This window comes from Nocardia pneumoniae NBRC 100136 (assembly GCF_000308755.1).
GTDB classification, from domain to species: domain Bacteria; phylum Actinomycetota; class Actinomycetes; order Mycobacteriales; family Mycobacteriaceae; genus Nocardia; species Nocardia pneumoniae.
Window position 1 is genome coordinate 56,158 of the sequence record NZ_BAGF01000040.1, and the last position, 12,717, is coordinate 68,874.

Consider the following 12,717-nt stretch of genomic DNA (forward strand, 5'->3'; position numbering starts at 1 on the left):
TTCGCCGAATCGGCGTCCGGGACGGCGTCAGTCCCGGTGGCCGGTGCCGATTCGTTCGTCCGAGGCCAGCAGTTCGTCGCAGACGCCGAGGAAGGTCGTGCGCAACTCGGACGCGCGCTCGGCCAGCGCCGACTGCGCGCGCACGTACTCCGCGCGGCCCGCGGGCGTCTCGACGCGGACCGGCTCGTAGCCGTACCCGGACAGGTCGTAGGGGCTGGCGCGCATGTCGAGTTCCCTGGCGGCGCAAGCCATCTCGAAGCAGTCCAGCAGCAGCTCGGAGGAGATCAGCGGGACCAGCTTGAAACCCCACTTGTACAAGTCCATGTTCGCGTGCAGGCAGCCCGGCTGTTCGCGGCGGAGCTGGTCGGCGCGCGTCAGCGGCTCGGCATTGCGGCCGACGGCTTCCGGGGTGAAGAAGCGGTAGGCGTCGAAATGCGTGCAGCGCAGGGACATCGATTCGACGACCGCGTCGGTGCCCGCCCGCCCGAGCCGCAACGGCAGCTGCTGGTGGCGGATGTCGTCGGTGCGATACACCATCGCCCACTCGTGCAGACCGAAGCAGGACAGCTGGGCGGGGCGGGACGCGGTGGCGCGCAAAAGATTCGCGACGAACGCGAGGGTGTCGTAGCGCTTGGCCAGGTACGCGGGGTCGGCGGTGAAGACGTTGCGGGGCACCGCATCGCCCACCTGGCTGTCCATGGTGACGCGGTGATATCCGCGGGCGCCGTCGTACTCGGCAGCGTCGGCGAGCGCGATGCCGTATCCCGGGTGCCAGCGGCGCAGCTGGGCGGGTTTGTGACCGTAGTAGGTGAACAAGAAGTCGATCACCGGATGCGACGACCCGTGCGCCCGCCGTTCGAGATACGGTCCGATCAGACCATCGAGCCGGGCCCGGTGCGCCGCGGCGGCCGCCCGCCACCGCGCACCGGGCAACACCCGTGCGGTCACGCCGACACCCGGGAGCATCCGCCGGATCGCCGGGCCGTCATTCGATCACCCGGTGCGTGACGTCTCGGACGGTGCCGACGAACTCCTCCACCAAGTCCTCCAAGGCGACGATGCCGGTGGTGTTGCCCCGCTCGTCGACCACTCGGCCGAGATGACTGTTGGTGCGGCGCAGGCGGGCCAGCGCCTCGTAGAGCGTCGTGCCCATGCCGACGGTGGGCAACGGGCGGATATCGGTGCGCGGGATCGGCGTCGCCGGACCGGCGCTTTCGTCGGCGACCTTGTCGAGCACGTCCTTGACATGCAAGTAGCCGACCAGCGAGCCGTCGCTCGCCCGCACCGGGTAGCGGGAGAAGCCGGTCTCCGCGACGGCGGACTCCACGTCGCCGAGCGTCGTCCCGTTGCCGCGCAGCGGAACCGACCGCGCCGCCTGCAACGGCACCATCACGTCGGCGACCACGCGTTCGCTGGTGCCGAGCGCCTGGGTGAGGCGCCGGTGCTCCTCTTCGTCGAGCAGGCCCTCCGAGCGCGACTCGCCGATCATCTCGGCCAGCTCCACCATCGACACGGTCGCCTCGAGCTCGTCCTTCGGCTCCACCCGCAGCAGCCGCAGCGACAGGTTGGCGGACAGGTTGTAGAGGGCGATGAGCGGCCGGGCCAGTCGCAGCCACACCAAGTGCACCGGAACCAGCAGCAGCGCGCTGCGTTCCGGACCGGCCAGCGCGATGTTCTTCGGGATCATCTCGCCGAACAGGATGTGCAGGATGACCACGATGGTCAGCGCGACGGCGAACGCCACCGGGTGCAGCACCTGCTCGGGCAGCCCGGCCAGATCGAACGGGCCCTCCAGCAGATGCGCGACGGCGGGCTCGCCGACCCGCCCGAGCAGGATCGAGCAGATGGTGATGCCCAGCTGCGCGGCCGCCAGCATCATGGAGAGATTCTCGCCCGCCCTGATCACCGTGTTCGCGTTGCGCTTGCCCTGCGCGGCCAGCGCTTCCAGCCGGTCGCGGCGGGCGGAGATCAGCGCGAACTCGGCGGCGACGAAGAAGGCGTTGCCGCCGAGCAGCACGACGGTGAGCAGCACGCCGAAGAGATCACCCATGGCTGTGCTCCCTGGTGGCCAGAGCGCCCGCGGCGACCGGGATCAGACGCACCCGGTCGATGCGCCGACCGTCCATCCGTTCCACCCGGGCGATCCAGCCGCCCGACTCGGGATCGTCCGTCGCGGACCACTGCTGCGAGCGGGGATTCGGCAGCACCACTTCGTCGCCCGCCATCGGGATGCGGCCCAGCCTGGTCAGGACCAGACCGCCCAGGGTCTCGTACTCACCCTCGGGGGCGTCGTATCCGGTCGCCCGGGAAACCTCGTCGATGCGCAGCAGCCCCGAACAGTCCCAGCCGTCCGAGACGCGCCGTACGTCGCGCTCCTCCTCGTCGTGCTCGTCGCGGACGTCGCCGAGGATCTCCTCGATGATGTCCTCCATGGTCACCAGACCCGCGGTGCCGCCGTACTCGTCGACGACGAGAGCGACCTGCATGCCGTGGGAGCGGATGCGTTCGAGCACCTCGTCGCCGTCCAGGCTGGCGGGCACGATCGGGACCGGGCGGGCGAGCATGTGCAGGGGAAGGGTCCCGCGTTCACCGGCCGGATGCGTGAACGCCTGCTTGATATGCACGAAGCCGAGGGTGTTGTCGAGGTCGCCGTCGATCACCGGGAACCGGGAGTAGCCGGTGCGGCCCGCCGCGTCGATGAGATCGGCGATGGTGTCGTCCTTGTCCAGCGATTCGATCGTCACCCGTGGCGTCATCAGTTCCTCGGCGCTGCGCTCGCCGAACTGCAGCGAGCGATCCATCACCTGGGCGGTGCGCTGATCGAGCGCCCCGCGCAGGGCCGAAGTACGGACCAGCGAGCCCAGTTCCTGCGGCGACCGAGCCGAGCGCAACTCCTCGGCGGGTTCCACACCCAGCCTGCGGACCACCCAGTTGGCGGTGCCGTTGAGGAAATGGATCATCCACTTGAACACCACCGAGAAGGTGACCATCGGACCGGCCGTGGCGCGGGCGGTGGCCAGCGGCTTGGCGATGGCGATGTTCTTGGGCACCAGCTCGCCGTAGATCATCGACAGCGAGGTGGCCAGGATCAGAGCCAGCGTGAGGGCGATGCCGTGCCCGGCCGTGTCGCCGAGCCCGATTCCGGTGAAGACCGGCTTCAGCAGCTTGGCCAGCACCGGCTCGGCGATATAGCCGGTGACCAGCGTGGTGATGGTGATGCCGAGCTGGGCGCCGGACAACTGGAACGACAGCGTGCGGTGCGCCTTGCGGACCATCCTGGCGCGGACGTCACCGGTGCGGGCGTGCGCCTCGACGGTGCTGCGTTCCAGCGCGGTGAGGGAGAACTCGGCGGCGACGAACAGGGCGGTGCCGACCGTGAGAGCGATGAATCCGATCAGGCTGAGCGCGGTGAGCGCGACTGACATCGTCAGCACCACCTGCTCGGTGCCGGGATGGGGCCTGTGCGGGATGGGACTACTGCGGGGTGGAGGACGCCGGGTTTGTCACCCGGCTCGGTAGAGGAGCCCTCCTGTGCGGCGCCCTCGGACGCGGGTGACAACTGGATCCTTTCGCGAAGTCGTGGTGCCGTTATCCGGCAACCACTATGCTACCGGCCCACGCATCGGGTCGCGTGGGCCGGTGCCGCTCGAATGCGCGTGTCGGGAAACCAGCACAACGCGGCGGTTGCCTCAGTGGCGCTGCCGCGGTAGCGCCGACCTCACCAACCGCTCGGCAGCGGGCGTCCTTCGGCGAATCCGGCCGCCGACTGCACGCCGAGCACGGCCCGGTCGTGGAACTCGGTGAGCGTGCGCGCGCCCGCGTAGGTGCAGGCGCTGCGGACGCCGGAGCAGATGTGGTCGATGAGGTCCTCGACGCCGGGCCGCTCCGGATCCAGCCGCATCCGGGAACTGGAGATGCCCTCCTCGAACAACCCCTTACGTGCGCGGTCGAATTCGCTGTCGGAGGCGGTCCGCGCGGCGACGGCCCGCTTGGACGCCATGCCGAAGCTCTCCTTGTAGGCGTTGCCGTCCCGGTCGACACGCAGGTCGCCCGGGGATTCGTAGGTACCGGCGAACCAAGAGCCGATCATCACGTTGGACGCCCCCGCGGCCAGGGCGAGCGCGACGTCGCGAGGATGGCGGACGCCGCCGTCGGCCCAGACGTGCACGCCGAGTTCCTTGGCGGCCGCGGCGCATTCGGCCACCGCGGAGAACTGCGGACGGCCGACGCCGGTCATCATGCGGGTGGTGCACATGGCGCCGGGGCCGACGCCGACCTTGACGATGTCCGCGCCCGCCTCGGCCAGGTCCCTGGTGCCCTCGGCGGACACCACGTTGCCCGCCACCAGCGGGACGCCGAGACCGAGATCGCGGACCGCGGCGAGGGTTTCGAGCATCTTGGCCTGATGGCCGTGCGCGGTGTCGATGACCAGCAGGTCGGCGCCGGAGTCGACCAGGGACTTGGCCTTGGCCGCCACGTCGCCGTTGATGCCGACCGCGGCCGCGACGCGCAGCTTGCCCGCGGCGTCGACGGCGGGCTGGTAGATGCCGGCGCGCAGCGCGCCGGTGCGGGTCAGCACCCCGGCCAGGGTGCCGTCCTCGGCGGTGAGCACGGCGAAGTCGGCGTGCTCGGCGTGCAGCAGGTCGAACAGGTCGCGCGGGGTGGTGCTGGCCGGTGCCCGCACGAAGTCGGTGACCGCGACCTCGCGCAGCCGGGCGAAGCGGTCGACATCGGCGCAGGCCGCCTCGGTGACCACGCCGACGGGACGCCCGCCGTCGATCACGACGACGGCGCCGTGCGCGCGCTTGTGCATGAGCGCGACGGCCTCGGAGACCGAGCGGTCGGGGTCGAGGGTGACCGGGGTGTCGGCGGTGAGCGAGCGGCTCTTGACGAACGCGATGGTGTCGGCGGCCGCGGTGATCGGCAGATCCTGCGGGAGCACGACGAGGCCGCCGCGGCGGGCCACGGTCTCGGCCATTCTGCGTCCGGCGACGGCGGTCATGTTCGCCACGACGATCGGGATGGTGGTGCCGGACCCGTCGGCCGTCGAGAGATCGACGTCGAAGCGCGACGCGACGTCCGTCCGGTTCGGGACGAGGAAGATGTCGTCGTAGGTCAGGTCGTACGGCGGCTGATGACCGGGGAGAAAGCGCACTCGACCGATCATAACCGGGAGCCGACCGGCGCGGGCCGTGGTCGGGGCGGCGACAGGTACCGCTGCGCGGCGCTGCCTCAGACCGGTGCGTTGACAGCGGCTGCGTGCGTCGTGCGCGGCGAGGGGCGGGGACTGGTGGTTGCCCAGCGGCGACGCGTCAGGCGGCCGCCTCCGAGCGGGAGAGCGTGATGGTGGTGGCGCACATGACGATGACCGCGATTCCGGCGACCACGAGGCCCACGGCGTTGGTGCGCAGCCGTTCGTCCAGCACGGCGATACCGAGGAAGGCGGCGGCCAGCGGCTCGGCGATGGTGACGGCGGGCAGCGACGCGGCCAGCGGGCCGGCCTGGAACGCGCGCTGCTGGAGGTAGACGCCGGTGACTCCCGCCGCGATGAGCGCCCAGGTCTGCCAGCCGCCGAGCACTTCGCCGAGACCGTGTTCGAACAGGTCGGTGACGTAGGAGGTGAGGGCGGCGGCCAGACCGTACAGCGAGCCGCTCGCCGCGCCGAGCAGCATCGCGCGCCACGCCGGGTCTGCCGCGGCGATGCCGGCCGCGGTCGCGACGGCGATCAGGCCGAGCAGAACGCTCAGCGGCAGCAGCCACTCCCGCAGCGGCGCGTCCGCATCGCCCGCGGCCGGATTACCGACGATCAGAAAGCAGGCCAGCGCGACGGTGAGCGCCAGCGCGGCCGCCCAGGTGCGGGGTGTGATGCGGCGGTCGTTGAGTCGCGCCGACAGCGGCAGCGCGAAGATCAGCGCGCTCACCAAGATCGGCTGCACCACGAGCACGGCGCCCAGCGCGAGCGCCGCGACCTGCATGGCGTATCCGCCCGTGTCCCCGACGACGCCCGCCCACCAGCGCGGATTGCGCAGCAGGGAGTGGACCAGGGATTCCCCTTCCGGCACGGCGGCCGCTGCCCGCTGCTGCGCTACCGCGGCGACCGCGAACAGCAGCGCGGCAAGCAGAGCGCAGAGGACGGCCGCGCCCGGATGTGTCACGACCGATCAGTGTGCTCCGCGATTGCCACGCTGCGGCGGCTGCTGGGATCGCACGGCGCGTCGCCGTGTTCGTCCTGCCGTGTCACCGGTGGCCGGACCCGCGGCGCGGCGGGAGAACCCACCGCTGGTCCGGCCGGTCTCATAGCGACCCCCGGATTGCGCCGCCGCGCTCGAGCCTCGGCTACCGGCGCCGGTCGGATCTCCGCGCCCTGTGTCCGTGACAGCCGTCTTCCGCGACGCTGTCGCCGCGCCCGTGCCATGGCCACCGGCGCCGGTCGGTGCTCTGCGCCGTCCTGTGTCCCCGGCGGGCGTCTTCCCGGCGCGACCCGGCGCTGTCGCCGCGCGGCCGCTGGCCGCGCTCGGTTCTCCGTTCCGTCCCGGCTGCCCTGGGGACTTCTGCGTCTCCGTCGCAGCCGTCGTTCCACGGCGGCCCCCGAACGGTGCTGCCGCACTCGTGCCGCGGCCGCTGACTGCGGCCGGTTCTCCGCGCCGCCCCGGCTTCCGCCGTGCGGGCTTCCGCGTGCCCGTTGCGGGCGTCGTCGCAGCGCCACCAGACCGTGCCGCGCTCGTGCCCTGGTTGCTGGCTGCGGCCGGTTCTCCGCGGCGTCGCGGCTGCCGTTGCGGGGACTTCGGTTTCTCCGTGACCGGCGCCGCCGGGGACGCAGTGGGTGCGGCCACCGGAACGCCGGACGGGCGGCGTGCGCCGGTGATCGCGATCAGCGTGCTGTCGCCGGGACGGACTTCGACGCCGTCGACCTCGACCCCGGCTTTGCGCGCCATCGCCTCGACCTCACGACGCTCGTCGTCCATCACCAGCGTGACGACCACGCCGTCCTCGCCCGCGCGGGCGGTGCGCCCGGCCCGGTGCAGGTAGGCCTTCGGCTCGGCGGGCGGATCGACGTGCACGACGAGGGAGATCCCGTCGACGTGGATGCCGCGCGCGGCGACGTCGGTGGTGACCAGCACCGGCACCGAGCCGTCGGCGAACGCGGCGAGGGTGCGGGTCCGGTTGTTCTGCGCCTTGCCGCCGTGCAGCGCGCCCGCGGGGATGCCCGCGCCGCGCAGCTGTTTGGCGAGCCGGTCGGCGCCGTGCTTGGTGCGGACGAACATGATGGTCAGCCCGTCCCGCGCGGCGATCTCGGTGGCGACCGCACGTTTGGCCACCTTGTCGCGCACGTACAGCAGGTGGTGCGACATCGTGGCGACCGACGCCGACGGCGGCGCGGTGGAGTGCGTGACCGGCGCGCGCAGATAGCGCTTGACCAGCTTGTCCACCTCGCCGTCCAGTGTGGCCGAGAACAGCAGGCGCTGACCGTCGCGCGGGGTCCGGTCGAGCAGCTTGGTCACCTGCGGGAGAAAGCCCATGTCGGCCATGTGGTCGGCCTCGTCCAGCGCGGTGATCACCACGTCGGACAGGTCGGCCGACCCTTGCGCGAGCAGGTCGGCGAGCCGTCCCGGTGTGGCGATGAGCAGGTCGACGCCGCGGGCGAGCCGGTCGGCTTGGCGTTTGATCGGGGCGCCGCCGACCACCGAGGCCACGCGCAGCCCGAGCGCGAGCGCCGGTTCGTCGAGCGCCCGCTCGATCTGCGCGGCCAGTTCGCGGGTCGGCACGAGCACGAGTCCGCGCGGCCTGCGCGGTTTGGCGGGGGCGCCCGCCAAGCGGGTGAGCATCGGGAGGCCGAAGGCCAGGGTTTTGCCCGAACCGGTCGGGCCGCGGCCGAGTACGTCCTTGGCGGCCAAGACGTCCGGCAGTGTGGCGGCCTGGATCGGGAACGGCGTCTCGATGCCGTCGCGTCGCAGTGCCTGCACGAGCACGGCGGGCAGGCCCAGATCCGCGAAGGTCACGGTGGGCGCCGCGGCGACGGTGGTCGAGGGTGTCACGAGGTGGGGGTGCCTTTCGTCGCACGGCGCGTTCGACGCGGAACGCGCTGTTCGGTGGGATCGAGAGCGGTGCACGATGCGGTTCACCGCGCTGCGGCGCGGCGATGACGCGCCAGAAGCCGAGAGAGGTGCGGCCGACCGGAAAGCCGGGCCGAGGGTCAAGGATACGTGGCCGGGGGTCAGCCGTTGAACAGCCGACTCAACTCCACCAGCCAGGGGACGGCCACGGCCAGCGTTGGCACCACCAGGATAGCGGCGGAACCGAGATAGGCGGCCGTGGCGATGCGCACGTCGCCGATCCGCTCGCTGAGCCGCTGGATGCGGATGAGCGTGGTGGGTCCGCCCGCGGCGAGCGCGCCTTGCGGCGCGGTGGACTTCGCGCAGGCGACGAGGGCGCGGGCCAGCGGCTTGGGACCGGTGACCTTGACGGCGGAATCGTCGGCGAGCAGTTCGATGAGCAATTTCACCGAGCCGAGCGCCGCCTTGCTGCGCACCACCCGGGGGAACGCCTCGTGCACCGCGGTGAACGCCTCCAGCACCAGATCGTGCCTGGCGCGCAGATGCGAACGCTCATGGCTGACGATGGCGGTGATCTCGGCGTCGGGAAGCTTGGTCAGGGTGCCTTCGCTGAGCACGACGCGCTGGCGCAGACCGGGCAGGCAATAGGCGATCGGCTCGGTGGCGGCCAGTACCCGGATGTCGGCCGCCCGCCGGTGCGGACCGCTCTGGTCGAGCAGGTCGACGAGCATCCGGTGCCGTGCCCGCCGCCTGCGGGTGTGCACGCCGACCCGGATGATCGCGTAGATCAGTCGCGCGCCGATCAGCAGCGTGAGCGCGAACACGAACACGTACGCCGCCCACAGCGGCAGACCGAGAGCGTCGATCTCGCGGGTCGGGGCGGTGGTGGGACGACCGTCCGGGCCGGGCACGAGCAGCTCGGCGGCGATGGCCAATCCGGAGCCGAACGCGCTGAGCACGGCGGCGAGCGCGATGGCCTGCCAGAGCACGAGCGCTGCGCGGGGCGTCCGGTAGGTCCAGGTCGCCCGGCTGAGCAAGGCCGGGGCAGGCCCCGCGAGAAGCAATGCGAGTCCGGCGAAGACCGGCGCGGTTGCGTTCATCGACTCAGCTCACTGCGTTGTGGGGCCAGGGCGCCCGAGGAGTCTACTGCGGCGGCGGTGCCGAGTCCTCCTCGGTTGCTTCGAGCTTAGCGAGTGCTTCGCGCAATGCGGCAGCCTCGTCCTTGCCGACCTGCTCGACGAAGTGGACCAGCGCGGCGGCGCGACTGCCCGCCTCGTCGGCCTGTTGCAGCGCGTCGACCATCAGGCTGGCCACCAGCTCGTCGCGGGTGTGCACCGGCGCGTAGCGGTGCGCGCGGTCGTCGCGCCGCTGCACCACAAGATTCTTCTTCGCCAGGCGTTGCAGCACGGTCATCACCGTGGTGTACGCGAGCTCACGGCGTGCGGCGAGCGCCTCGTGCACCTGCCGGACCGTCTGTGGTTCGTCGGCCGACCACAACTGGTCCATGACCGCTTTCTCGAGTTCACCAAGACCTGCCATTCCACAATCTTAGGTACTCAACGACGAGGATGCGTACTACAGGGTGTCGTAACTATGCAGTAGCTGGTGTGGCATTTCTCATAGCGGCGGATTCCGGCGCCGCGGCTTCCGGGCCGCCCGCCTTGCCGCGCACATGCCTCGCGCCGATCGGCACGACCATCGGCCGACCCGACACCGGGTCCTCGAGCACGGCGGCGTCCAGCTCGAACACCTCGCGCAGCAGCTCGACGGAGATCACCTCGGCCGGGGGGCCGCTGGCGACGACACGCCCGTCGTGCATGACCACCAGCTGGTCGCTGTAGCGGATCGCCAGGTTCAGATCGTGCAGCACCATGACGACGGTGCGTCCCAGATCGGCGTGCAGCCGGTCGACCAGGTCGAGCACCTCGATCGAATGCGCCAGATCCAGGTAGGTGGTCGGCTCGTCGAGCAGGAGGATGTCGGTGCCCTGGGCCAGCGCCATGGAGATCCAGGCGCGCTGGCGCTGTCCGCCGGACAGTTCGTCCAGTGCGCGGTCGGCCAGGTCGGCGATACCGGTCTGGTCCAGCGCGGTCGTCACCTCGGCTTCGTCCGCGGCCGACCATTGCCGGAACCAGGACTGGTGCGGGTGGCGCCCGCGTGCGACGAGATCGGCGACGGTGAGCCCTTCGGGGGCGATCGGCGATTGCGGAAGGATGCCGATGACGCGTGCCACGTCCTTGGTCCGCATCGTCGAAATGGCCTTGCCGTCCAACAGGACTCGGCCTTCCCGTGGCCGCAGCAGGCGGCCGAGCGAACGCAGCAGCGTGGACTTTCCGCAGCCGTTCGGTCCGATCACCGTGGTGACCACGCCCGGCGCGATGTCGAGGCTCAGGCCGTCGACGATCACCCGTTCGCCGTAGCCGAGGGTGACGCCGTCCGCGCCGAGCCGGTGCTCCGGGACGTCGGCCTGCTCTGTGGTGTCCGGGATCGTCATGACAGCGTTGCCTTCCGGTTCATGCGCACGAGCAAATACAGCAGGAACGGACCGCCGAACGCGGCGGTCACCACACCGACCGGCAGATCGACCGGGAACATCGTGCGCGCGGCGACATCCGCGCCGAGCACCAGGATCGCGCCGATCAGGGCCGCGCCGACGAGTGGTTCGCCGGGTGTGCGCAGCAGGCGGCGGGCGATCTGCGGCGCGGTGAGCGCCACGAAGCCGACCGGCCCGGCGGCGGCCGTGGCCAGGGACGCGGCGACCACGGCCGCGCCGATCAGCACCGCCTGCTGGGTCTGGATGCGCACGCCGAGCGCACGCGTGGTCTCCGCGCCGAGGCGCAGGGCGGCGAGCGTGCGTGCGGAGCCGAGAGCCAGGGCGGCGACGACGGCCACCGCGATGACCGTGGACGCAAGATGCGCGGAGTCGGCCGAGTTCAGCGATCCGTTCAGCCACAGCTGCGCGCGCTGGGCGTCGGCGAGAGTGGCGCGGGTCAGCAGCGAGCTGATGGCCGCCAGCAGCAGTGCGTTCACGCCGACGCCGATCAGCACCAGACGCAGCCCGGTGGCGCCGTGCGCGCCGGTGCGGTCGCGCCCCCAGGCGAGCAGGTAGACGGCCACCGCGGTGAGCAGTCCGCCCGCCAGCGCGGCCAACGGCGCGCCCACCGAGGCGGCCAGTCCGGTGCTCGCGCCGCCGCTGACGACCAGCACGCCGACCGCCCCCAGACTCGCGCCGGAGGTGATGCCGAGCATGTCCGGCGCGGCCAGCGGGTTGTGCAGGATGGACTGGGTGATCGCGCCCGCGAGGCCGAGCGCCAGGCCGACCACCAGCGCGGTGAGCGCGCGCGGCAGCCGGGATTCCAGCACGATGAACCGCTGCGCCTTGGTGCCGCCTCCGGTCAGCACGTCCAGCACGCGCCCGAGCGGCAGGTGTGACTCGCCGACGGCGATGTCGAGACACAGCAATCCGAGCGCGATCGCGGTGAGCGCCGCGACGGTCAGCACCATCGTCGGCCGCAGCACCATCGACACCGGCCCGACGCGCAGGGCTGGCCGTGCGCTCGCAGTTCGCAGCGAAAGAGTCACAGTGCCACCAACTTCCGCCGCCGAACGAACGCGAGGAAGACCGGCGCGCCCAGCACGGCGAGCATCACGCCGACCTCCAACTCGCCGGGCCGGACCACCAGGCGGCCGATGATGTCGGCGATCAGCAGCAGCAACGCGCCGAAGAGCCCGGAATACGGAATCAGCCAGCGATAGTCCGGCCCGGTGACCGTCCGCGCGAGATTCGGGACGGCGAGCCCGAGGAACGCGATCGGCCCCACCGCGGCCGTCGCCGCGCCCGCCAGCAGCACGACGGCCGTCAGTCCCAGCGCGCGGCTGCGGCCGACGTGCACGCCGAGCCCCCGCGCGACCTCGTCGCCGAGGCCGATCAGGTTCAGTCCCGGCGCCGCCGCCACGGCCAGCAGCATCCCCGCCGCCAGGAACGGAAGCACCTGCCAGAACACCGCGGCGTCGCGGCCCGCGACCGTGCCGACCACCCAGAACCGGTAGGTGTCCAGGGCAGCGGCGTCCAACAGCACGACGGCGTTCGTCATCGCCTGCAGGAACGCGGTCACCGCCGCGCCCGCGAGCACCAGGCTCAGCGGGCTCGCCTTCCCGCCGCCCACGGCCGAGGCGCCGAACACCACCAGCCCGGCGAGCAGCGCTCCGGCGAACGCGAACCAGATGTACTGCTCCGGTGCGGTGAACGCGAACAGGCAGACGCTCAGCGCCGCGAGAAAGGCCGCGCCCGCGTTCAGGCCGAGCAACCCGGCGTCGGCGAGCGGGTTGCGGGTGTGGCCCTGGATGAGCGCGCCCGCCATGCCCAGCGCGGCCCCGCAGACCAGCGCGAGCGCGGTCCGCGGAAGACGCAGGCCGCGCACGATCTGTTCTTCGGTCGAACCGGCCGGGCAGGTGAAAGGTCCTCCCCGGCAGGTGATCGCGTGGTGCACGGCGTCGTACACGGTTCCTGGCGCGAGCGATCGGGCGCCGACCGCGACACCGGCCACCACGGCGAGCAGCAGCAATGCGGTGACGGCCAGCAGCAAGGAAAGACGACGCCGCCTCACGGTGGCAAGGGAGGTCACGGCGACGAACTGCTCCTGAATCGGCGAACGGGTTGCTA

General features: G+C 71.7%; 10 protein-coding genes and 1 pseudogene. All 11 read right to left on the bottom strand.

Features of this window, described 5'->3' with window-relative positions; translation table 11 throughout:
- Positions 1-27 precede the first annotated feature (27 nt).
- The 11 genes and pseudogenes from ON34_RS11105 to ON34_RS11155 all read right to left on the bottom strand — a co-directional run bounded on the left by ON34_RS11105 (position 28) and on the right by ON34_RS11155 (position 12,679).
- Positions 28-966, bottom strand: a complete 939-nt coding sequence (locus ON34_RS11105; protein WP_040777997.1) for a hypothetical protein — start codon at positions 964-966, stop codon at positions 28-30.
- Positions 967-985: 19 nt separating this feature from the next.
- Positions 986-2,050: a hemolysin family protein gene (locus tag ON34_RS11110; protein ID WP_040778000.1), complete on the bottom strand. Its 1,065-nt coding sequence runs from the start codon at positions 2,048-2,050 to the stop codon at positions 986-988.
- Entirely contained in the window at positions 2,043-3,425 is a 1,383-nt protein-coding gene (locus ON34_RS11115; RefSeq protein WP_040778382.1) for a hemolysin family protein, read from the bottom strand. The genes ON34_RS11110 and ON34_RS11115 overlap by 8 nt, the downstream gene beginning before the upstream one ends.
- A 293-nt stretch (positions 3,426-3,718) precedes the next feature.
- Positions 3,719-5,155 carry a GuaB1 family IMP dehydrogenase-related protein gene (locus tag ON34_RS11120; protein WP_040778383.1) on the bottom strand — a complete coding sequence of 479 codons (1,437 nt, stop codon included), beginning with the start codon at positions 5,153-5,155 and terminating at the stop codon, positions 3,719-3,721.
- 157 nt (positions 5,156-5,312) lie between these two features.
- A complete protein-coding gene (locus ON34_RS11125; RefSeq protein WP_040778003.1) occupies positions 5,313-6,155 on the bottom strand; it encodes a DMT family transporter in 843 nt (280 codons plus the stop codon).
- Positions 6,156-6,686: 531 nt separating this feature from the next.
- Positions 6,687-8,000 (bottom strand): annotated as a pseudogene (locus ON34_RS11130) (DEAD/DEAH box helicase); the annotation flags it as partial.
- 215 nt (positions 8,001-8,215) lie between these two features.
- On the bottom strand, positions 8,216-9,154 hold the full coding sequence (locus ON34_RS11135) for a M56 family metallopeptidase (RefSeq protein ID WP_040778009.1): 939 nt from the start codon (positions 9,152-9,154) through the stop codon (positions 8,216-8,218).
- 43 nt (positions 9,155-9,197) lie between these two features.
- Entirely contained in the window at positions 9,198-9,593 is a 396-nt protein-coding gene (locus ON34_RS11140) for a BlaI/MecI/CopY family transcriptional regulator (protein WP_040778012.1), read from the bottom strand.
- A 52-nt stretch (positions 9,594-9,645) separates the two neighbouring features.
- Positions 9,646-10,548, bottom strand: a complete 903-nt coding sequence (locus tag ON34_RS11145; RefSeq protein ID WP_051022372.1) for an ABC transporter ATP-binding protein — start codon at positions 10,546-10,548, stop codon at positions 9,646-9,648.
- Positions 10,545-11,636, bottom strand: a complete 1,092-nt coding sequence (locus tag ON34_RS11150) for a FecCD family ABC transporter permease (protein WP_040778015.1) — start codon at positions 11,634-11,636, stop codon at positions 10,545-10,547. Before ON34_RS11150 ends, ON34_RS11145 begins: the two co-directional genes overlap by 4 nt.
- Positions 11,633-12,679 (bottom strand): FecCD family ABC transporter permease, encoded by a 1,047-nt coding sequence (locus tag ON34_RS11155; RefSeq protein WP_040778018.1) that lies wholly within the window; start codon positions 12,677-12,679, stop codon positions 11,633-11,635. Before ON34_RS11155 ends, ON34_RS11150 begins: the two co-directional genes overlap by 4 nt.
- Between the last annotated feature and the right edge of the window lie 38 nt (positions 12,680-12,717).

Excerpts from the sequence above, each read along its gene's own strand:
- ON34_RS11105 (WP_040777997.1), bottom strand. The coding sequence starts at position 966 with ATGCTCCCGGGTGTCGGCGTGACCGCACGGGTGTTGCCCGGTGCGCGG.
- ON34_RS11110 (WP_040778000.1), bottom strand. The coding sequence starts at position 2,050 with ATGGGTGATCTCTTCGGCGTGCTGCTCACCGTCGTGCTGCTCGGCGGC.
- ON34_RS11115 (WP_040778382.1), bottom strand. The coding sequence starts at position 3,425 with ATGTCAGTCGCGCTCACCGCGCTCAGCCTGATCGGATTCATCGCTCTC.
- ON34_RS11135 (WP_040778009.1), bottom strand. The coding sequence starts at position 9,154 with ATGAACGCAACCGCGCCGGTCTTCGCCGGACTCGCATTGCTTCTCGCG.
- ON34_RS11140 (WP_040778012.1), bottom strand. The coding sequence starts at position 9,593 with ATGGCAGGTCTTGGTGAACTCGAGAAAGCGGTCATGGACCAGTTGTGG.
- ON34_RS11145 (WP_051022372.1), bottom strand. The coding sequence starts at position 10,548 with ATGACGATCCCGGACACCACAGAGCAGGCCGACGTCCCGGAGCACCGG.